Annotated in this window: 19 protein-coding genes; 10 read left to right on the top strand and 9 right to left on the bottom strand. The window is 69.2% G+C overall.

Annotated features, from left to right (window positions below; all coding sequences use genetic code 11):
* The first annotated feature begins 7 nt into the window (after positions 1-7).
* From L0U85_RS14355 to L0U85_RS14320, 8 genes are all read left to right on the top strand, one after another.
* The gene (locus tag L0U85_RS14355) at positions 8-1,591 is read left to right on the top strand and encodes an acyl-CoA carboxylase subunit beta (RefSeq protein ID WP_347177446.1); all 1,584 of its coding nucleotides are present in this window, start codon (positions 8-10) and stop codon (positions 1,589-1,591) included.
* A gap of 154 nt (positions 1,592-1,745) precedes the next feature.
* Positions 1,746-2,756, top strand: coding sequence for an NYN domain-containing protein (locus L0U85_RS14350; RefSeq protein WP_241378447.1), 1,011 nt, complete (start codon positions 1,746-1,748; stop codon positions 2,754-2,756).
* Between the two features lie 10 nt (positions 2,757-2,766).
* A complete protein-coding gene (locus tag L0U85_RS14345; RefSeq protein WP_241378446.1) occupies positions 2,767-2,976 on the top strand; it encodes an acyl-CoA carboxylase subunit epsilon in 210 nt (69 codons plus the stop codon).
* Entirely contained in the window at positions 2,973-3,569 is a 597-nt protein-coding gene (locus tag L0U85_RS14340) for a nucleoside triphosphate pyrophosphatase (RefSeq protein WP_241378445.1), read from the top strand. The genes L0U85_RS14345 and L0U85_RS14340 overlap by 4 nt, the downstream gene beginning before the upstream one ends.
* 210 nt (positions 3,570-3,779) lie before the next feature.
* Positions 3,780-5,033 (top strand): sugar ABC transporter substrate-binding protein, encoded by a 1,254-nt coding sequence (locus L0U85_RS14335; protein ID WP_241378444.1) that lies wholly within the window; start codon positions 3,780-3,782, stop codon positions 5,031-5,033.
* A 96-nt stretch (positions 5,034-5,129) separates the two neighbouring features.
* Positions 5,130-5,969, top strand: coding sequence for a sugar ABC transporter permease (locus tag L0U85_RS14330; protein ID WP_347177445.1), 840 nt, complete (start codon positions 5,130-5,132; stop codon positions 5,967-5,969).
* Between the two features lie 86 nt (positions 5,970-6,055).
* Positions 6,056-6,850 carry a carbohydrate ABC transporter permease gene (locus L0U85_RS14325; RefSeq protein WP_347177444.1) on the top strand — a complete coding sequence of 265 codons (795 nt, stop codon included), beginning with the start codon at positions 6,056-6,058 and terminating at the stop codon, positions 6,848-6,850.
* Positions 6,831-8,528, top strand: a complete 1,698-nt coding sequence (locus tag L0U85_RS14320) for a hypothetical protein (RefSeq protein WP_241378441.1) — start codon at positions 6,831-6,833, stop codon at positions 8,526-8,528. The genes L0U85_RS14325 and L0U85_RS14320 overlap by 20 nt, the downstream gene beginning before the upstream one ends.
* A gap of 65 nt (positions 8,529-8,593) precedes the next feature.
* Here the strand turns inward: L0U85_RS14320 and L0U85_RS14315 are convergent, their stop codons facing one another.
* On the bottom strand, positions 8,594-9,136 hold the full coding sequence (locus L0U85_RS14315) for a thioredoxin family protein (protein ID WP_241378440.1): 543 nt from the start codon (positions 9,134-9,136) through the stop codon (positions 8,594-8,596).
* Between the two features lie 577 nt (positions 9,137-9,713).
* On the opposite strand from L0U85_RS14315, the gene L0U85_RS14310 reads away from it, so the two are divergent.
* Entirely contained in the window at positions 9,714-11,861 is a 2,148-nt protein-coding gene (locus L0U85_RS14310) for a UvrD-helicase domain-containing protein (RefSeq protein ID WP_241378439.1), read from the top strand.
* Here L0U85_RS14310 and L0U85_RS14305 read toward each other — a convergent pair.
* Positions 11,801-12,997: an erythromycin esterase family protein gene (locus tag L0U85_RS14305; protein ID WP_277605822.1), complete on the bottom strand. Its 1,197-nt coding sequence runs from the start codon at positions 12,995-12,997 to the stop codon at positions 11,801-11,803. The genes L0U85_RS14310 and L0U85_RS14305 overlap by 61 nt on opposite strands.
* An 80-nt stretch (positions 12,998-13,077) precedes the next feature.
* Here L0U85_RS14305 and L0U85_RS14300 point away from each other — a divergent pair, with 80 nt between their 5' ends.
* On the top strand, positions 13,078-13,800 hold the full coding sequence (locus L0U85_RS14300) for a TioE family transcriptional regulator (protein WP_241378438.1): 723 nt from the start codon (positions 13,078-13,080) through the stop codon (positions 13,798-13,800).
* 178 nt (positions 13,801-13,978) lie between these two features.
* On the opposite strand, the gene L0U85_RS14295 is transcribed toward L0U85_RS14300, so the two are convergent.
* From L0U85_RS14295 to L0U85_RS14265, 7 genes are all read right to left on the bottom strand, one after another.
* Positions 13,979-14,350 carry a hypothetical protein gene (locus tag L0U85_RS14295; protein ID WP_241378437.1) on the bottom strand — a complete coding sequence of 124 codons (372 nt, stop codon included), beginning with the start codon at positions 14,348-14,350 and terminating at the stop codon, positions 13,979-13,981.
* Positions 14,347-14,931, bottom strand: coding sequence for a hypothetical protein (locus L0U85_RS14290; protein ID WP_241378436.1), 585 nt, complete (start codon positions 14,929-14,931; stop codon positions 14,347-14,349). Before L0U85_RS14290 ends, L0U85_RS14295 begins: the two co-directional genes overlap by 4 nt.
* 345 nt (positions 14,932-15,276) lie before the next feature.
* A complete protein-coding gene (locus L0U85_RS14285; RefSeq protein WP_241378435.1) occupies positions 15,277-16,272 on the bottom strand; it encodes a sucrase ferredoxin in 996 nt (331 codons plus the stop codon).
* Positions 16,273-16,281: 9 nt separating this feature from the next.
* A complete protein-coding gene (locus tag L0U85_RS14280; RefSeq protein ID WP_241378434.1) occupies positions 16,282-17,106 on the bottom strand; it encodes an ABC transporter ATP-binding protein in 825 nt (274 codons plus the stop codon).
* A complete protein-coding gene (locus L0U85_RS14275; RefSeq protein ID WP_241378433.1) occupies positions 17,103-18,134 on the bottom strand; it encodes an iron ABC transporter permease in 1,032 nt (343 codons plus the stop codon). The genes L0U85_RS14280 and L0U85_RS14275 overlap by 4 nt, the downstream gene beginning before the upstream one ends.
* Positions 18,131-19,123: an iron ABC transporter permease gene (locus L0U85_RS14270; protein WP_241378432.1), complete on the bottom strand. Its 993-nt coding sequence runs from the start codon at positions 19,121-19,123 to the stop codon at positions 18,131-18,133. The genes L0U85_RS14275 and L0U85_RS14270 overlap by 4 nt, the downstream gene beginning before the upstream one ends.
* A complete protein-coding gene (locus tag L0U85_RS14265) occupies positions 19,120-20,103 on the bottom strand; it encodes an iron-siderophore ABC transporter substrate-binding protein (RefSeq protein WP_241378431.1) in 984 nt (327 codons plus the stop codon). Before L0U85_RS14265 ends, L0U85_RS14270 begins: the two co-directional genes overlap by 4 nt.
* Positions 20,104-20,154: the final 51 nt, after the last annotated feature.

Raw genomic sequence — 20,154 nt, 5'->3', positions numbered from 1 at the left:
GGATACGATCCGAAGCGTGACCGACATCGACATCCACACGACGGCCGGGAAGCTCGCCGACCTCCAAGAGCGTCGCGACGAGGCGGCCACCGGCAATCCCCGCGCCATCGAGAAGCAGCATGAGAAGGGCAAGCGCACCGCCCGCGAGCGGCTCGCCGCGCTGCTCGACGAGGGGTCGTTCGTCGAACTCGACTCCCTGGCGCGCCACCGGTCGACGAACTTCGGGATGGAGGCCAACCGCCCCTACGGCGACGGCGTCGTCACCGGCTACGGCACCATCGAGGGCCGCGAGGTCTGCGTGTTCGCCCAGGACTTCACCATGCTGGGCGGCTCGCTCGGGCAGGTCTCGGGCGAGAAGATCACCAAGATCCAGGATCTGGCGCTGCGCACCGGCCGCCCGATCATCGGCATCTCCGACTCCGGCGGCGCCCGCATCCAGGAGGGCGTCGCGTCCCTCGGCGGCTACGGCGACATCTTCTTCCGCAACGTCCGCGCCTCCGGGGTCATCCCGCAGATCTCGCTGATCATGGGCCCCTGCGCCGGCGGCGCCGTCTACTCGCCGGCGATCACCGACTTCACCGTCATGGTCGACCAGACCAGCCACATGTTCATCACCGGCCCCGACGTGGTCCGGGCCGTGACCGGCGAGGACGTCGGCATGGAGGAACTCGGCGGCGGACGCACCCACAACGCCGTCGCGGGCAACGCCCACTACCTGGCCGGCGACGAGGACGACGCGCTCGAATACGTCAAGCACCTGCTGTCGTACCTCCCGTCGAACAACCTCGACGAACCGCCGGTCTACGAGTCCAAGGACTTCGAGCTCGACCTGACGGCCACCGACATCGAACTCGACGGCCTCATCCCGGACTCTGCGAACCAGCCGTACGACATGCACAAGGTCCTCGAGACCGTCCTCGACGACGGAGAGTTCCTGGAGACCCAGGAGCTGTTCGCGAAGAACATCATCGTCGGATTCGGCCGCCTCGACGGGCGCCCGGTCGGCATCGTCGCCAACCAGCCGATGCACTTCGCCGGCACGCTCGACATCGACGCCTCGGAGAAGGCCGCCCGGTTCATCCGATTCTGCGACGCCTTCAACATCCCGGTCGTCACCTTCGTCGACGTCCCCGGTTTCCTGCCGGGCACCTCCCAGGAGCACGACGGCATCATCCGCCGCGGCGCGAAACTCATCTACGCCTACGCCGAGGCCACCGTCCCGAAGCTGACGATCATCTGCCGCAAGAACTACGGCGGCGCGTACTGCGTCATGGGCTCCAAGCACGTCGGCGCCGACCTCAACCTCGCCTGGCCCACCGCCGAGATCGCAGTCATGGGTTCCCAGGGCGCGGTCAACATCCTCTACCGGCGCGAGCTGGCCAAGGCCGACGACGAGCAGGCCAAGCGCGCCGAGCTCATGGCCGACTACGAAGAGAAGCTGAACAACCCGTACGTCGCGGCCGAGCTCGGCTACGTCGACGCGGTGATCCAGCCGAGGGAGACCCGCGCGCAACTGGTCAGGGCCCTGCGCATGACCGCCTCCAAGCGCGACGAACTTCCCGCCAAGAAGCACGGCAACATCCCGCTCTAGACACGGTCGCGACGGGCCCGGCACACCGCCCGGGCCCCGCCGCGCCGCGCGGGCCCGACCGCACCACTCCCACCCCAGAGGCCCGTTCCGGGTACCGTCTTATAGAGCCGGGGGAAGCGGGACATTTCGTCCCGACAGAGATTGGGAGTGGGCCATGACACAGACTGTAGGGATGCTTCCTGGGCATTTGACCAGGCGGTTTGCCATATTGATCGACGTCGGCTACCTCTACGCGGCGGCCGCCGAGCTGCTATTGGACGCGACCAGCCGCAAGGACTACCGCGTCGACGCCGAGAAGGTCATCGGATCGCTCATGGAGCGCGCGGCCCGCCGTCTCCCCGACGGTGAACTGCTGCGCCTGTACTGGTTCGACGCCGCCCGCGACCGAGTGCCCACCGTCGACCAGCGCGTCATCGCCAATATGGAGTTCGTCAAGGTCAGGCTCGGCAACCTCAACTCGCGCGGCCAGCAGAAGGGCGTCGACGCCCAGATCCGCTCCGACCTGGAACAGCTGGCCCGACACCGCGCCATCCACGATGCGATCCTGCTCGCAGGCGACGAGGACATGGTGCCCGCCGTCGAGGTCGCCCAGGCCTACGGGGTGCGGATACACCTGTGGGGGGTGGAACCGCCGTACGGCACCAACCAGGCCGAGCGCCTGGTCTGGGAGTCGGACACGGTCGAGACCATCGACGCCGACGAGCTTCGGCCCTACTTCGCCAAGAGCGGCACCGCAGCGGCCGCGACCCGCGGCATGGTGGGCGCACCGATTGCCGAACCGGAGCCGGAGGTTCCCAGCCCGGCCGCGGTCTTCGGGCAGCGCCAGTCCGTGGCGGTGACCATGAACGCCGCCGACGCGCTGGCACAGGCCGAATCGGCCCGGCCGAAGTTCGTGCGCACCACCCAGACCGGTGAGAAGCTCGACCCCGAGACGGTCAGGTCGATCGGGGAGTACGTCGGCCACAAGTGGCTGCTGACCCGCGGCGCCGACAACATAGCCGACCTACTGCCGGGCCCCCAGCTGCCGACCGTCATCGACAAGGAGCTGCTGGTGGAGGCTGAGAAGGAACTCGGCTACTCTCTACGCGACCACCCCGAAGCCCGGATCTGGGTCCGCGACGGCTTCTGGGAGAGGGTCCACCGCGAATTCGACATCGAGGATTGAAGGGAAGAGCATGGAGCTCAAAGTCCTCCACGGCAATCCCACCGACGAGGAGCTCGCCGCGCTGGTAGGCGTCCTCACCGCGCTGCCGCGCGAGGAGGAGGAGTCCGAGACCGGAGGGCGGGGCCGAGCGGCCTCGTGGACCGACCCGGGCCTGCGGCTGCGGGTGCGCAGGTCGTGGCGCGACACGGCCGTCCCCGCGCGCAGGGGCCTCGACCGGTGAGCCGCACGTTCGTGCTCGCCTCGGCCTCGCCGGCCCGTCGCGAGCTGCTCGCCGCGGCCGGGATCGCGCCGGAGGTCGTCGTCTCCGGCGTCGACGAGAGCCGGGTGATGGGCCACGATCCGGCCGAGTTGGCGAGCACCCTCGCCGAACTCAAGGCCGAGGCGGTGCTCGACATCGTCAGCCCACGGACGCTCGTCCTCGGCTGCGACTCGGTGCTGCACTTCGACCACGAGATCCTCGGCAAGCCCGAGAGCGCCGAGGAGGCCGCCTCGCGGTGGAAGCGGATGCGCGGCCGCTCCGGCACGCTCTACACGGGCCACTGCCTGATCGACGTCGCCGCCGACCGCAAGATCGTGCGCGCCTCGGGCACCGTCGTCCACTTCGCCGAGGTCTCCGACGCCGAGATCGCCGCCTACGTCGCCACCGGCGAGCCGCTGCACGTCGCCGGCTCGTTCACACTCGACGGTTACGGCTCGGCGTTCATCGACCGGATCGAGGGCGATCCGGGCACGGTCATCGGACTGTCGATGCCGCTGCTGCGCACCATGCTCGGTGAGTTGGAGATTGCGCTCACCGATCTGTGGGGCTCTTAGCCGGTTCCGGCGTCTACGGCCGATTGCGATGCAATTCGGTAACACTGCGAGACAGGGACGGGCAACCGCTTGACACTGCCCGACTCGCACTGTTAGAAACGAACGACTAGCGCGCGCTAGTCGCGACCGCGTCTCCGAACAGGACTTCAGCGGCACGGTACGACGGCCCGTGCGCTCTCCAAGCCCTTCCATCCCTGAAAAGAGACCTCAATGAAGAGACGACTCGTAATCGCCGCCGGTGCGGCCATGCCCCTGAGCGCCTGCGGCTTCGTCGGCGGCGGCGACGGCGACGACAACACCCTCCGGTTCTGGCTCTCCGGCGACGCCAACCAGGGCGGCGGCTTCCAGGCGATGGCCGACAAGTACGAAGAGGAGACCGGCGTCAGGATCGAGATCGACGACGTCCCCTACGACGACTTCGCCACCCGGCTGCGCAACGCGGCGCAGGCCGACGGGCTCCCCGACCTGGCCCGCGTCACCGCGATCGACTCGATCTGGATGAACCGGCTCCAAGACCTCACCGACATCGCCGCCGAGCACGGCATCATGGACAACCTCCTGGTGGAGAACGCCGACGGCGAGATCCCGACCATCCCGACCGACCTCACCGCCGTCGGCATGTTCATCAACAAGAGCCTGTTCGACTCCGCCGGCGTCGCCTACCCCACGACCCCCGAGGACATCTGGACGTGGGAGGAGTTCATCGCCGCGCTCCGCGACGTCAAGGCCGGCACCGGAGCGCGCTACGGCCTCGTCATGGACGCCTCCTCGCACCGCCTGCGGTCCCTCATGTACCAGTTCGGCAGCGACGGCTTCGTCCGCAACGACGACTGCGTCTACGAGACCGACGACCAGGCCGCCGCGGCACTGGAACTCTTCGCCGACATCAACGACGACGACATCATGCCGCGCTCGGTCTGGGTCTCCGGCGACGACCCCAACGCCCTGTTCAAGAGCGGCCAGGTCGCGGCCTACTACTCAGGTTCCTGGCAGGTCGCCGACTTCACCCAGAACATCGCCGACTTCGAGTGGGCCTCGGTCTACATGCCAGCCCAGGAACGGCGCGCCACCAACCTCGGCGGCGGCCTCATGGTCGCCTTCGACGGCTCGAAGGCCCAGCAGGCCTACGACTTCGTCAACTGGCTCTACTCAGCCGAGAACTACACCGAGATCTCGGAGATCTCCGGCTTCCTGCCCGTCACCGAAGGGCTCGACATCGACTACGGCGACTTCCAGACGAGCTTCGACATGTACAACGACGAGGTCGCCGCCTCCGACCCGATCTCCAGCCACCAGATCACCTCGCAGCTCGAAATGGTCTATGCCGGCGAGACCGAGGCGGCCGTCGAGGGCGACCCGATCAAGGACGAGGCCGTAAAACTCGCCAACGGCGAGCAGGACGTCCCCACCACGGTCCAGAACATCATCGACGGCCTCAACGAGCAGTCGGGCAGCTGCGGGTAACCCTTGGCCATCACAGCGACCGAGAACGAACGCCGCACCGCGCCGAGACAGCGGCGCGGTGCGGCCCCGAGGCGCGTCAGCTACCGATCGGCCCCGCTGGCGCTCGCGGGCGTCAACATCGTCCTGTTCGGCGTCTTCTTCGTCTGGCCCGGCAGCCTCGGCCTGATCTACTCGTTCACCGACTACACCGGCATCGGGACCTTCGAGTTCATCGGCCTGGAGAACTACCGGAACCTCTTCGGCGACCCGACGTTCTACCAGGCCCTGACCCGGACCCTCCTGTTCGCCGCGCTCAGCGTCCCGCTGATGTACGTCATGTCGCTGACCATCGCCTCGCTCCTGGTCAGCAACTACACCAAGGGCAAAGCCGCCGCCAAGATCATCTTCTTCTTCCCGTGGCTCATCTCGCCCATCGTCGCCGGGGTCATCTGGCGGTGGATGTTCGGTGAGAGCTTCGGCTTCGTCAACTACGTCGTCACCCGCCTCGGCGCCGACCCGCTCGCCTGGCAGACCGACCCCGACCTCGCGCTCATGGTCGTAGTCATGGCCGGAACCTGGGGCGGAACGGCGTTCAACATGCTCATCTTCATCGCCGCGCTCAAGAACGTCCCGCGCCCCTACTACGAAGCGGCCGAGATCGACGGCGCGAACGCCTGGCAGCGGTTCCGGCACATCACCCTGCCCTCGATCGCGCCGACCTCCTTCCTCGTGATCCTGCTGTCCTCACTGGGCGCCATGAAGGAGTTCGCGATGGTCCAGGCGCTCAACGGCGGCGGACCCGGGACGTCGAACACGTTCATCATCCAGTACATCTACGAGACCGGCTTCGGCCAGGCCAAGGTCGGATACGCCAGCGCCGTCTCCATGATCCTGCTGGTCATCCTGCTGTCCATCGCACTGCTCCAGATGTGGGTCAACAGGAGGCGCGCCGCATGAGCACCGTCACGACGACCCCCGAGGCCCCCAAGGCGTCCGGATCCCGCAGACCGCGCAGGACGCGAGAGGTCGCGAGCACCGTCCCGATGTCCACGTTCTTGTGGGCGCTGGCCGCGCTGTACGCGTTCCCGGTGGTGTGGTTCCTGATGAGCGCCTTCAAGCCGGGCTCAGAGCTGTTCCGGTACCCGCTCACGATCCTCCCCGAGGACCCGACGACGGCCGGCTTCGAACTGGCGTGGGACCGGTTCGACTTCTTCCTGTACTTCTCCAACACGCTCGCCGTGGCGGTCACGACCACCGTCCTGACGGTGATGGCCAGCGCCATGACCGGCTACGCCCTCGCGAAGTACGAGTACCGCTGGGTGAAGGTCTTCTTCGTGTGCATCCTCGCGACCACGATGCTGCCCACCGAGGTGATCCTCTCGCCGACGTTCGTGGTGATCCGCGACCTCGGTATGTACAACACGCTCGCCGGCCTCGTCGTCCCCTCGATCCTCACCGCCACCGGCGTGTTCATGTTCCGGCAGTTCTTCGTGTCCATCCCCGACGACATCATCGAGGCGGCGCGGATCGACGGCGCCCGGGAGATCGGCATCTTCTTCCGGATCATGCTGCCGATGTCGCGGCCGATCATCATGACGCTGGCGATCTTCTCGTTCCAGTGGCGCTGGAACGACTACATCTGGCCGCTCATCGTCGTCGGCGACGAGCGGAAGTTCACGCTCCAGATCGCGTTGCGCAGCATCGTCGGCGCCGAGAACATCGACTGGCCGCTGCTGCTGGCGGCGTCGACCATGTCCATCGTCCCGCTGGTGCTCATCTACGTGGTGTTCCAGAAGTACGTCATGAACGAGGATCTCAATGCGGGACTCAAGGACTGACACGGACGAGCGGTTCGTCGCCCTGGTGACCGCCGCGGCGGACGGGCACGCCCGGCGCGTGCTCGACGGCCTCGACGGCCTGCTGGCCGGTCACGGGCACCACCGGACGGTGATGGCGGGCGCCAAGGCCCTCATCGCCTGCGCCGTCCACGGGGGCTCGCGGTTCGAAGGCTCCGAGGAGACCGCCTCGGCGGCGCTGCGGCTCGTCGAGCACCTCGCCGGGATGCAGGGCGATGACGGCCTGTTCGATGCCGAGAACCTCGCCTCGCCGCCGGACACGGCGTTCACGGTCAACGACCTGTGCGACGCTTGGGCACTGCTCGGCGGTGCCACCGCGCCGACGCTGGTCGCGGCGGCATCGACTTTGGAGCGGACAGCGTTGTCCGCGCTGGAGTCGCTGCTGCACGGCGGCGTCCACACCCCGAACCACCGCTGGGAGCTGTGCGCGGCGCTCGCCCGCATGCACCGGCACTGGCCCGATCCTCGGCTCGTGGAGCGGGTCGACCAGTGGCTGGCAGAAGGCGTGGACATCGCCGACGACGGCATGTACTCCGAACGCAGCGCGAACTACGCGCTGCACGTCTCGAATCCGTCGCTGACGGCGATCGCGACCGCGCTCGACCGCCCGGAGCTGCTCGACGCCGTGTGCCGCAACCTGGAGGCGATCGCGGCGACGACGCTGCCGGACGGCACCGTCGAGACCGTCCACTCCCGCCGCCAGGACCAGCGGGGCGCCGTCGACGTCGCCGGTTTCCTCATGCAGTTCCGGCGCTTCGCGATCGCTCGGAGCCGCGGCGATTTCGCGGACGTCGTCGAGAAGATCCTCGAACGGCCGCTGCAGGACCCCGCCGGGGCGCTCACCGAGATCCTCCTCGAACCGGAACTCGCGATCCCGCTGCCGGTCGCCGCTCCGAGTGCACCGGTTCGCGCGGTCTTCCCCTCGTCTGGCCTCGCGGTCGTCCGCGACGGCGACTTCTACGCCAGTGTGTACGGCGGCTCCGACTACGCCGGGCACGGCCGGATCCGGTCGGGGCTGGCCTCCAATCCGACCTTCCTGCGCGCGGCGAGCGGCCGGGCGGTCCTCGACGCGGTGCGGCTGTCGCGCGACTTCTTCGGCCTGGGTCCGTTCCGGGCCGACGGCCTCGAAGAGGACGAGGGCGCCTTCATACTTCGCGAACGGGTCGGCGCGTCGTATTACGGTCCGCTGCCCGCCGAGCACCGCCGCGCCGACGGCCGCTACGAACTCACCGACGACGGCCGCTTCTCGGCGTCAATGGACTTCGCCCACCGTCCGGCCGTCGAGGTCGCGCTCGCGACCCGGCTGCGAATCCAGATCGTGGACGACGTCATCCGCATCGACTGCGAGGCGGACCCCGCGAAGGTGAACCAGCGCTTCGAACTCACCTTCCGGCCCGGAGGCGCGATGACCGGCGCAAAGGAGTCCGCCGAACAAGGCGTCTTCGAGCTCGCCGGAACGTCATGCGCCTACCGGTGCGTGGACGACGTCGTCCGAATCGAGGTTTCCGGCGCCGACTCGGCCCCGGCGCCGACCGGCTACCACCCGGGCGAGGACTACACGCACCTGTCCGGCACCGACGCGACCGACGGCGTCAAGCTCCACGTCCCTCTCGGGCGGACCGGGCGCACCACGTTGGCCTTGCGGTTCGGTCGCGCCTGACCGCGAACGAAGGAACGGCGGCCGAGCCCGAGGCTCGACCGCCGTTCAGCGACTGTCCGGAGGTGCTATTCGCGCCACTTGATGCCGCACCCGGTCGACGGGTAGTGCGGCTCGGGGACCGGCTCGCCCTTGCGGACCTGCTCGATGGCCGCGGCGAGGTACTCGCCGGTCACCGGGGCGCCGTTGCCGGGCGTCGAGCCGTCGAAGGCGCCCCGGTAGGCGAGCTTGCGGTCGGGGCCGTAGAGGAAGAAGTCCGGCGTGCAGGCCGCCTTGTAGGCGCGCGCGACCTCCTGGGTCTCGTCGAAGAGGTACGGGAAGTTCCAGTTCGCGCGGGCGACCTGCTCGGCGAGCCCGGCGGGCGCGTCGTCGGGGTACTTCTCGGCGTCGTTGGAGCTGATGGCGACCACGTCGAGGTCGGCCTGGGCCGTGGTGAACGCGCCGAAGGCCTGCTCGATGTGGCGCACGTAAGGGCAGTGGTTGCAGACGAACGCGACCAGGAGGGCCGGGGCGTCGAAGTCGGAAAGGGAACGCTCGGCACCGTCGAGGTCCGGCAGCGTGAAGTCGGGCGCCGGGGTGCCGAGGGGCACCATGTTCGAGTTGAGAGCCACGGATATCGCACTCCTCCGGTAGATCGGTGGTCGTCTCCATCGTAGGGACCCGGCCTTCCGGATCCAAGCCGAGCGGTGCTCGTTACGTGTGCGCCGCGACTCCGGCGAGGTTGAGCGGCGGGGCTCCGGCCAGGTAATCGGAGCCCCGCCGCGGGCCGCTCGGTCTACCCCACTCAGCCGAGCGGCCTCCTGGTGATGGAGGCAGTGTTTCTTGTCGAGCAGCGACATTGTCGTAGCCGATCCATCACAAGTTGGCTTGGAAATACCGTACAACGGCATATTCGACTTGCGAAGTCAATAACCCGACAGGTGCAGACATTGCCATTTGGACATGGAATGAGGGCCCTAGCTGGGCATACGCTTTCGCGCCGGCGGCCACATGGATTCGCCTCAGCCAGGCCGTCGAACTCCACTTGCGCCGCAAGGAGAACCAAGGCAGCATTCGTCGAGGCCGACGGCGGCAAGTCGATGTGGACGGGCTGAGTGTGGCCCGGGCGCACATAGGGCACCGATTCGCGGACGTCCGCCGCCCCGACGCGCTAGGCTGGTGCGTTCCCGAATTCGAGCGAGGAGCGCTGTGTCCGAGAAGCCAGACCAGGTCGACACCGAACACCCGCAGGATGTCGACACGTCCCACGCCGTCCCCACCCCGAACCCTGCCAACACGCCCGAGCAGGAGATCGCGATCGAGCAGGAGTTCGCCGACCGCGTGTACGACCGTGTCGACGTGCTCCGCGCCGACGCCGAGGACCACCGCGAAGCGGGCTACGCCCACCGCGACACGACCGTGCCCGGCGCCCAGTTCGAGCGCGACGTGTTCGTCTACCGCGCCGCCCGCCGCATCTCCGACCTCGACTCGCAGCACGAAGGGCTCGTGTTCGGCCGCCTCGACTTCGACGACGGCCGCGTCCGGCACGTCGGGCGCCTCGGTGTCCGCGACGCCGAGTACCGGCCGCTGCTCGTCGACTGGCGCGCCCCCGCCGCCGCCCCGTTCTACCGCGCCACCGCCGTCGACCGCCAGGAGGTCGCCAGGCGCCGCGTCATCCGCTCGTTCGGGCGCAGCGTCGAGGAGATCAGCGACGACCTGCTCAACGAGGACGCCGGCGACAGACTGCCCGTCATCGGTGACGGCGCGCTCATGGCGGCCTTGGGCCGCAAACGCACCGGGCGCATGCGGGACATCGTCGCGACCATCCAGTCCGAGCAGGACGCCGCGATCCGCGCGCCGGGCCGCGGCGCGACGCTCATCACCGGCGGCCCCGGCACCGGCAAGACCGTCGTCGCCCTTCACCGCGCCGCGTTCCTGCTCTACCAGGACCGCAGCAAGTACGAGGCCGCGGGCATCCTCGTCGTCGGCCCCTCGGCGGTGTTCATGAAGTACATCGGCCGCGTCCTGCCCAGCCTCGGCGAGGAGACCGCCGCCCTGTACTCGCTCGGCGAGCTGTACGCCGGAGTCGAAGCGACCCGCCAGGACCGGCCGGAGGTCGCTTCGATCAAGGGCGGCACCGTGATGCTGCCGATCCTCAGGCGCCTGGTCCGCCAGTCCCCGCCCGGCGCGCCCCATGAGCTGCGCATCACCTACCAGGGCGAGGTCTTCAAACTCGACGCAGCCGAACTCGCAGCCGCCAGAGCCCGCGTCTTCGAGAAGGAGCAGCGCCCGAACCTCGCCAAGACCGAGGCCGGACGTGCCCTGCTCGTCGCGTTGTGGCGCAAGGTCAAACCGGCCCTTCCCGACGCCGAGCCGGCCAAGTTCTCCCGCGACGTCGGCTCGAGGGGCGAGTTCCTCACCTTCCTCGACCACTGGTGGCCCGACCTCGACCCGGCAGACGTGCTCGCCTGGGCCGGCGACCGCCGTCGCCTCGCCTCGGCCGCCGAAGGCCACTTGAAGCACTCCTCGATCGAGTCGGTCGCCGCGTCGATCCAGGCGCCGGAGTTCTCGATCCAGGACGTGGCGCTGCTCGACGAACTGCGCGTCCTCCTAGGGGTCGAACCCGAACCGCGCCAGAGGGACCGCATCCGCTCCTACGGTGGCGTCGCGGAGGTTTCGACGGCGCAGGACCGCTACTACGACCGCGGCGAGCGCCAGGTCCGCGACGCGTTCTACGAGGACTACGCCCACGTCATCGTGGACGAGGCCCAGGACCTCTCGCCGATGCAGTGGCGGATGCTGGGGCGCCGCGGCCGCGCGGCCGGCTGGACGATCGTCGGCGACGAGGCCCAGTCGAGCTGGCCCAGGCCCAAGGAGAGCGCCGACGCCAGGCGCCGCGCCGTGCCGACGGGACGGCTCCACGAGTTCCACCTGACGAAGAACTACCGGAACTCCAAGGAAGTCTTCGAATACGCCGCCGAGTGGGCCAAGCCGAGGCTGAAGAACATCGACCTGCCCGAGGCGGTCCGCGAGACCGGCGTCGACGTCGAGGAGCGCATGGTGGCCGCCGACGCACTGCTCCCCGAGGTCGCGGGTGCGGTGGTGGAGGCGCTCGATGCGGTCGAGGGCACCGTCGGCATCATCGCGCCGTACGCCCGCCACGACGAGCTCGCCGCGATCGTCCACGACGACCGGGTGACGCTCGTCGGTCCGCTCGAATCCAAAGGCCTGGAATGGGACGCGGTCATCGCCGCCGACCTCGAAGGCATCGCGGCCGAGCACGGCCCCGGCGTCGCCTACGTGGTCCTGACCCGAGCGACACAGCGCCTCACCAGGATCGACATCGCCTTGGATTGATTCCAAGGGGTCAGTGGTCGTAGACGGTCAGGGAGGATCGCGGACCCCGCTCCGGCATACGCCGGTGGAGCCTGGTCCACCGGCGAACGGTCTCGAGATAACTGAGCGTCTTCGGCGGAATCCTTGAACTCTCCGGCTCTCATCTTGATCGCACCTCCGTCACTGATCTCGAGTACGACATCGGCTCCCTCCAGGGTCGGCTGGTCGACCGGCAGGCGGCTCGAACCGGCGGCGATGAACACGTACCGCTCGCCCAGCAGCGAATCCATGATCGCCCCGGCGCTGTGCCAGGTCAGTTCCATGCCCGCCATGCTCATGCGACTCAGAGTCCGCTGCAAGTGGACGTTGTGCGCGAACACCAGAGTCGGGCCGCGCCTCGCCTCGACGTCCCGGATATCGAGGAGGTTCTGAGCCATGAGCGCGTCGCGAGTCGCTGACAGGCGTGACCACCTGGCGCTGTCGTCAATGCGCTGTGCCGCCTGCCGGTGGTATCGCAGCAGACCCAGACCTGAGGTGAGGTGCGTCTTGGTCCTCCACCATGCCGAGCGCGAAGTGGATGCGATCAGCTCGGGAGCGCGGGCGTAGAGCTCAGTGAGCATGTCGTCCGCGATCGCCCTCAGCCGTTCGGCCTCGGCGGTGTCACCGGGCGATTCGGCCGGGTCCATGACCGCTTCGGTGCGGCTCCACCGTTCGTCCTCGCCCGTCAGGCTTGAAATGTCGAGTTCGAGCCCGAGGCGGTCGCGACCGAATTCGAGATAGCGCCGAGGGCTTTCGGCGGTGAACTCCAGTGGAGCGTCGATGCCATGAAAGGCCGCCTGTAGCTGCGGAGGGCGCCCCTCGTTGTACTCGCGCATCCACGCGACCAGGCGCCGGTTCGCGTCCAGGTCCCCGAACCCGTGCGAGAAACCCTCGCTCATTGCCGCATCGAGCGATCCCTCGCCCTCCCGCACGTAGTCGTCCACCCCGAATGCGGCGACCCGATCGGATTCGAGCGCGAACGACCGGAAACCCCGGTCGACCAGCTCGGCGAAGATCTCGTTGCGGGCCTCACCGAAGGCCGGTTCCCGATGGTCCGCCTCGCCGAGCCCCACCAGGTCGCGCGAGCCGCTGATGAAGTCGCCAATATCTTGAGTCATGGTCTCAAACATATCGTTGAAACAACGGTTGAGACTTTCTTCGGCCATTGACTCGAAATCCTGCGCTAAAGTCTCAACCGATGGAGAACATGCGGCCTTCGGATCTCGCGCGCGAGCACGGCCTCTCGACTCAGGCGATCCGCAACTATGAGCGCGACGGGTTCATTCCGAGCGCCGAGCGCACGCGCAGCGGCTACCGGATTTACACCGAGGTACACGCCGCGGCGCTCCGCGCCTTCCTCGCGCTCTCCCGGGCCTACGGTCACGCGGACGGTGGCGAGATCATGCAGGCGCTGGACCGGAACGATCTCGACGGCGCCCTGATGATCATCGACCGCGGACATGAGCAATTGCTCCGCGATCGCTCCACTCTCGACTCGGTTCGGGCCGCGATCGACCGCCTGTCGACAGAGACCGGTTCTCCTTCGGAGTCGGGAGACATGGCCCCTTATGCCGTCGGCGAACTCGCACACCGACTTCGCGTCACACCGGCCACCCTGCGAAACTGGGAGGAAGCCGGAATCCTCGTCCCCGAACGGGATCCGGCCACCGGATACCGCCTCTTCCGCGCCGCCGACATCCGCGACGCCGAGCTCGCGCATCTCCTCAGGCGCGGCGGCTACCCACTCGAGCACATCGCGACCGTGGTCGAGCAGGTCCGCACCGCGGGCGGCACCGAATCGCTCTCCCGCTCGCTCGAGGACTGGCAGCGCAAGCTGACCGAGCGCGGCCGCGCCATGCTCGCCGCAGCCGCTCGCCTCAGCGGCTATCTGGACCTGCGCGGTCACGCGATGGAATTCTGATTGCGGGCACTGGCCTAAGATTCAGGATGATCCCCGGCACGCTGTGGAGATCTGGTGGGACGTGGCGTCCTCCGGATGAAGAAGCCGCTGAATGCGGACGGTCTCGGCGGCGTCGCAGCGGAACGCCGCAGTGGCGTGTTCGCGGAGGAAGGCGTCGCGTCCTCGAAAGTCCACCGGTTCAGCCCTCGCAGTCGCGTAGGCAGGCGAACCAGACGCGGGCGGCGGCGCACTTGAGGAGCGTCGTGTTGTCGCCTTCGAGCGCCCAGGCCTGATGTGCGGGGTCGGAGATCCACAGGTCGGGTTCGCCGACGACAAGGCCGGTCATGTATCCGATGAGATCCGGTTCGGTGTCATTGAAGGCGAGCCACAAGCGCGGGGCGTCGGCGAGAGTGCCGAAGATGATCTGGCGCTCTGCGATGGAGGTCGCGCCGAGGATGGTCAGGCGTTTCGGGTCGATCCCGGCCGCCGAGGCCGCCGGGATCGGGAGTGCGCTCAGTGCCCGTTGGTAGCGGGCGCGGATCTGGTGCGGGGCATAGCGGGACAGGCTCATGCGGCACCACCGCCGATCGCCGGGGCGTGACCTCGAAGGCGCTCGCCGATGCCCGAGGGCACCGGCATGACCAGGTAGCGGGTGCCGTCGGGCCGGGTGTGAAGGCCGGGGGAGTCGGGATTGCGGTCCGGTGGACGCGGCGGCGAAGGAAGGGCGCTGTCCGGTTCCCGTTCGGATTCCTCGTTGTCGGTGGAGGACGCGAGGCAGCCGGTCCAGGTGAGGCCGGTGGAGAGTGCCGCGAGGAACAGGTAGGCGAGGCCGAGGAACAGGAGCAGCCGCTTGGCGACGGTCGCGGACTTCGGTGGTCCCTCGATCGGGTGCTCGACGGTGTCGGGCTCCTCGAAGTCGATGCGCCAGGGTCGGAACGGCTCGGTCGGGTGCGGACTGGGCTTGCTGGCACCGGTGAGGGCCTCTGGCCGGGGCGGAATGGTCCACTCGTCCCAGGGTGAGGCCGGACGTGGAGCGCCGGGCGCGTGGTCGTCTCGGGCCCACAAAGGTGTGCCCGAGGTGGGACGAACGGCGGTGAGCGTGTTTTGGTCTGTTGCGCCCACCGGATCTTGGCGTAGGCTGACTGCAACCATGGGAGGTTTCCTCTCAGGGTTTCGAAGGTGGGCCGCCAACCTGTTTGGCGATAGAGGGGCGGCCCACCGGGCCATGTTCAGTTGGAATCTGGAATCCGCGCACTGCGCGTGCGAGCACCTTCGCACACCGGTTACGCGAAATCAACCACCAACACGCGCGAGCATCCGCGATGGCCGATCTATATGGCCCTCACCGGAACCCCCGATTGGTCGTAATGCGATAGCGTTCTGTGCGTAACTCATTCCCCACTGGAAATGCAGAAGGCGTGATCCGCGGATTCAGCGGTGAGGAGCACTTGCTCGACGAGATTCCGATCGAGGATCAATTGAGCGTCCAGTATCCGATCATCCGTAAGATCGTCGCTGAATCCGAAGCATTGCCGCGTCGACAAGGTCAGCGTGATGCGCGAGCCGCGGAGCGGGTCGGGTCGACTGGTCGATCCGCTCCAGAGCGACCAGGTCGAAGGTCGTCGGGGTCCCGTAGACGCCTGGTCCCGCGCACGAAGTCAGGCGCTCCTCGCTCGACCCGCGGGGACGCACCGTCACTCGGTAACGGCCGGCGCCGTCCAGTTCGAATTCGGCGCACACGGTGCCGTCCTCACCCGCAGAGTGGTGTTGCGACCACCTGAGACCTTCCGCCGCAACGATATCGAAGCGTTGCCGCAGGAAGTATTCGGCGGCTTGGACGGGCTGGGGCAGTCCGGCGCGGCCGCGCCACATCGACGGCACCACCCGGCCCTCCGCGATCGCGGCGGCCACGGCCTCGGCTTCCGCGACGGTCACGCCGCCGTGGTAGCCGCCGTCAGGCATCGTCACCACATTCGCCGCGAACCGGTCGCCGCCGACATGCGTCGTCTCCCACACCCGCCCCGGCAGCGCCCGATCCAGCTGCACCGCGACCGGACGCCCGTATCGCGCGCAGCACACGTCCCGGCGCCCATGCGTGCACACCAGCACGACCTGCTCATCGAAGACCTCGCCGAAACCGGGCGATCGCCCGACTGCCAGCGCTCCGACATCAAGACCCGACAGCTCCCGCAGGTCGGCCACCGTCCGGCGCTCCATGGGCCCGCCGGGAACCACGGCGATCACCGTGAAGGCGTCCCGTCGCCGGTCGCGGACGCGGCGCACCAGGTTGACGCGCACACCCGCCGCCTCGGCCGCGTCCATGACCGCCGCCGCCTCGGCGGGCACGTCGTCGGGCCACGCCCGCCACGGCCACGGTCCGGCGTGTTCGACGAGCAGCCACGGGGCCGCCCGCTCAGGCGCGGTGCCGAACACCGGCTCCGCGACCGCCTGGCTGACGACGGCGCAGCCGTCCCGGTTCGGACCGTTTCCCATGCGAAGGCCTCACTCGGCCGACGACTCGGCCGGTTCCCGGTCCGGATCGAGGGGGATGACCAGGGGTGCGCCGCTGACCGGGTCGGGCACGATGGAGCACGCGACGCCGAAGACGTCCTCGACCAGCTCCGGGGTGACCACATCGCCGGGCTCGCCGTGCGCGACGACCTCCCCGTCGCGCATCGCGACGACGTGGTCGGCGTAGCGGCATGCCTCGTGGAGGTCGTGCAGGACCATCACCACCGTGACCCCGCGTTCGTCGTTGAGGATGCGCAGCAGCCGGAGCACCTCGATGCGGTGGGCGAGATCGAGATACGTGGTCGGCTCGTCGAGCAGCAGGATCGGCGTCTGCTGGGCGAGGGTCATCGCGATCCAGGCGCGCTGGCGCTGCCCGCCGGACAGCTCGTCGACGGCCCGCGAGGCGAGCGCGTCCATGCCGGTTGCGGCGAGCGCCTCGTCGACGGCGTCCTGGTCGGTCCTCGTCCAGCGCCCGAAGGCGCCGCGGTGCGGGTAGCGGCCCCGGGCGACGAGGTCGGCGACGGTCAGCTGCTCGGGGACGGCGTTCGTCTGTGGCAGCAGGCCGAGCTCGTGGGCGACGGTACGGGTCGGACGCCGGTGCACCGGTTCGCCGTCGAGCAGGACGGCGCCCGATCGCGGTGCGAGCACGCGGCCCATCGCCCGCAGCAGCGTCGACTTGCCGCAGCCGTTGGGGCCGACGATCGCGGTGATCGCCCGGTCGGGGATGTCGAGGTCGGTGCCGTCGAGGACGGTCCGGGCGCCGTAGGCCACGGAGAGCCGGTCGGCGCGCAGGCGGGACGGTCGGGGTGCGCTCATCGTTTTCCAGTTCGGTGAAGGAGCCAAAGCAGGTAGGGGGCGCCGAGGGCCGCCGTGACGACGCCGGCGGCCAGCGAGGTCGGCGCGAACAGGCGCTGGCCGATGATGTCGGCGGCGAGCACCAGCAGCGAGCCGACGAGCACCGCCGTGGTGAGCGTGGCGGCGCGGGTCGGTCCGGCGATCCGGCGGGCGATGTGCGGGGCGCCGAGCGCGACGAACGCGATCGGCCCGGCCACGGCGACCGCGATCCCGGCGAGCACGGCGGACATGGCGAGCAGCGCGGTGCGGGTGTGCCGTACGTGGACACCGGCGCCGATGGCGAGGTCGTCGCCGAGTTCGAGCACCGAGAGCCGCCGCAGCAGCCAGTAGGCGGCGGGCAGGGCGATCGCGAGTCCGATCGCGGCGGCGGTCGCGTGCGTCCAGTTGCGGGCGTGCAGGCTTCCGGCGAGCCAGACTTCGGCGGCGCCGAGCCGTCCGACCGGCAGGCGGGACATGACGAGGGCGATCCCGGCGGAGGCGACTGCGTGTATGCCGATGCCGATGAGCACCAGTCGGCTGCCGGCGGTGCCGCCCCGTCCGCTGAAGAGGTACAGCAGGCCGGTGGCGGTCGCGGCTCCGGCCGCGGCGGCGACGGGCAGGCCGAGCGGCGGGACGGACGCGCCGATCGCGAGGACCGCCGCGAGGCCGGCGCCTCCGGTCACGCCGACGACGTCGGGGGAGGCCAAGGGGTTGCGCATCAGGCCCTGCATGAGCGTTCCCGAGGCGCCGAGGGCGGCGCCGACGAGCAGGGCCGTGAGCACTCGCGGGAGCCGCAGCTGCTGGACGATGAACACCTGTCCGGAATCGCCGAAGCCCCAGACGGCGCCGACGACTTCCAGGAGCGTGGTCTCGCTCGATCCGAGTGCCAGGGCCCACGCCGCAACGGCGGCCGTGAGCGCGAGCAGCGCGGTCACGACGATGCGGCCGCGCAGGGCCCGCTTCCGGATGGCGGCCCGGGCCGGGACCGCGGTGGCCTCGGCGGATGTCATAGGGCGACCTTCCGGTTCATGACGATGCGGACGAGGACGGGCGCGCCGATGAGGGCGGTGATCACCCCGGCCTGCACTTCGCTCGGGCGGGCCACGATCCGGCCGATGACGTCGGCGACGAGCAGCAGCGCGGGTCCGAGCAGGACGGAGGCGACCAGCAGGGCGCGGTGTCCGCCGCCGACGAGGAAGCGGGCGATGTGGGGTACCGCGAGGCCGACGAACGCGATCGGCCCGGCCATGGCGACGGCGACCGCCGCCAGCGCGAGCGCGGCGACTGCGGCGGCGAGCCGGACGCGGCCGGGGCGTTGGCCGAGGCCGACGGCGGCCTCGTCGCCGAGGGCGAGCGCGTCCAGCGGGCGGGCCAGCGCCCACGCGAGGATCAGCGCGGCCGCTACGAGGGGCAGCAGCGGTGCGACGGCGGTGATGTCGCGGCCGGCGAGTGATCCGGCGAGCCAGTCGCGGACCTCTTCGGCGGCGTATTCGTTGAGGGTGAGGATGGCGGTGGTCCAGGCGGCGAGCATGGTGGAGACGATGGCGCCGGACAGGGCCAGGCGGACGGGGGACAGGCCGTCGCGTCCCGAACCGGCCAGTAGCAGGGCGATGCCGAATCCGGCCGCGCCGCCGCCGAACGCCGCCCACACGGCGTGGCCGGAGGGGAGGCCGAGGAGCGCGACGGTGACCACGACGGCGAATCCGGCTCCGGCGGTGATGCCGAGCATCGCCGGTGAGGCGAGTGGGTTGCGGGTGGCGCCTTGCAGGAGCACGCCGGAGACGCCGAGGCACGCTCCGGCGACGAGGCCGGCGACGGTGCGGGGGACGCGAAGTTCCCGCACGATCAGGTGGGATTCGGCGTCGTTCGCGCCTTTGAGGGCGTCGAGGACGTCGCCGAGGGGGAGGGTGACCGAGCCGATCGCGACGCTGGCCGCCAGGGCGGCGGCCAGCGCCAGCGCGCTCGTTGCGATCACCGCGAGTTGTCGCGGTCGGCTCATTCCTGGCCCAGGAAGTATTCCCCGAGGTCGTCGAGCATGGCGCGCGCGGCGCCGATGCCGCCGCCGAGGTTCCAGTGGCTCTCGTTGACTTCGTGGACCTGGTCGTTCTGGACCGCCGAGAGCTGCTGCCACAGTTCGGTGGAGGTCCACTTCGACATGTTCTCCTCGGTCTCCTGGCTGCCGCTTTCGCTGTACCACTGCTCGGAGACCATCACGAAGACGACGTCGCCGTCCATTTCGGGGATGCGTTCTTCGCTGATCTCGATGAGCTGCTCGGAGTTCTCCCAGTCGTCGACCTGTTGCGCGGCGGGGCGTTGGAGTCCGGCGTCGCGCATGACCGAGCCGGGGAAGCCGGTGAGGTAGATCCGGACCTGGTCGGGCATGAAGCGGATCATGGAGGCCTCGGTGTCGGCCAGGCCCGCTTCGGCGAGCCCGTCGGCGACCTGCTGGGCGTGCGCCTCGTACTCGGCGAGGATCTGCGCGCCTTCGTCTTCGAGGCACAGGGCCTCGGCCCACAGTGGGACGTTGTCCTTCCAGGCCACGCCGATGGTCTCGGAGAACACGGTCGGGGCGATCTGGGACAGCTGGTCGTACAGCGCCTCGTGGCGGAGCTTGGAGCCGAGGATGACGTCCGGCTGCAGCGTCGCGATGGTCTCCAGGTCGGGCTCGATCTCGGTGCCGACCACGGTCGCGTCCTCGACTTCGTCGGGGAGGTATTCGTACCATTCGTCGGTCCACGGGCTGACCACGCCGACGGGTGTGACGCCGAGGGCCAGCACGGTGTCGGTCTGGCCTTGGCCGAGGGTGACGACCTTCTGCGGCGTGCAGGCGACGTCGGTGGATCCCATCGCGTGCTCGACGGTCACCGACGAGGCCGCGTCATCGGTGTCGGTCGCGTCGGCGTCGCTTCCGCAGGCGGTGAGGAGCAGGGCCAGTCCTGTCGCGGCGGAGGCCAGGCCGGTGAGTTGCGAGCGTTTCATCATTCCCCAATTTCGATCAGGCGATACAAAGGTTAGGCTAGCCTTCCTTCA

This window comes from Glycomyces sp. L485 (assembly GCF_022548875.1).
Lineage (GTDB): Bacteria > Actinomycetota > Actinomycetes > Mycobacteriales > Micromonosporaceae > Glycomyces.
Note: the sequence above shows the minus strand (reverse complement) of the source record. Positions and strands in the feature narration are given on the sequence as shown.

Excerpts from the sequence above, each read along its gene's own strand:
- L0U85_RS14295 (WP_241378437.1), bottom strand. The coding sequence starts at position 14,350 with ATGAGCCTGTCCCGCTATGCCCCGCACCAGATCCGCGCCCGCTACCAA.
- L0U85_RS14265 (WP_241378431.1), bottom strand. The coding sequence starts at position 20,103 with ATGAAACGCTCGCAACTCACCGGCCTGGCCTCCGCCGCGACAGGACTG.
- L0U85_RS14345 (WP_241378446.1), top strand. The coding sequence starts at position 2,767 with ATGGAGCTCAAAGTCCTCCACGGCAATCCCACCGACGAGGAGCTCGCC.
- L0U85_RS14270 (WP_241378432.1), bottom strand. The coding sequence starts at position 19,123 with ATGAGCCGACCGCGACAACTCGCGGTGATCGCAACGAGCGCGCTGGCG.
- L0U85_RS14350 (WP_241378447.1), top strand. The coding sequence starts at position 1,746 with ATGACACAGACTGTAGGGATGCTTCCTGGGCATTTGACCAGGCGGTTT.
- L0U85_RS14290 (WP_241378436.1), bottom strand. The coding sequence starts at position 14,931 with ATGGTTGCAGTCAGCCTACGCCAAGATCCGGTGGGCGCAACAGACCAA.
- L0U85_RS14285 (WP_241378435.1), bottom strand. The coding sequence starts at position 16,272 with ATGGGAAACGGTCCGAACCGGGACGGCTGCGCCGTCGTCAGCCAGGCG.
- L0U85_RS14325 (WP_347177444.1), top strand. The coding sequence starts at position 6,056 with ATGTCCACGTTCTTGTGGGCGCTGGCCGCGCTGTACGCGTTCCCGGTG.
- L0U85_RS14335 (WP_241378444.1), top strand. The coding sequence starts at position 3,780 with ATGAAGAGACGACTCGTAATCGCCGCCGGTGCGGCCATGCCCCTGAGC.
- L0U85_RS14305 (WP_277605822.1), bottom strand. The coding sequence starts at position 12,997 with ATGACTCAAGATATTGGCGACTTCATCAGCGGCTCGCGCGACCTGGTG.
- L0U85_RS14320 (WP_241378441.1), top strand. The coding sequence starts at position 6,831 with ATGCGGGACTCAAGGACTGACACGGACGAGCGGTTCGTCGCCCTGGTG.
- L0U85_RS14275 (WP_241378433.1), bottom strand. The coding sequence starts at position 18,134 with ATGACATCCGCCGAGGCCACCGCGGTCCCGGCCCGGGCCGCCATCCGG.
- L0U85_RS14280 (WP_241378434.1), bottom strand. The coding sequence starts at position 17,106 with ATGAGCGCACCCCGACCGTCCCGCCTGCGCGCCGACCGGCTCTCCGTG.
- L0U85_RS14300 (WP_241378438.1), top strand. The coding sequence starts at position 13,078 with ATGGAGAACATGCGGCCTTCGGATCTCGCGCGCGAGCACGGCCTCTCG.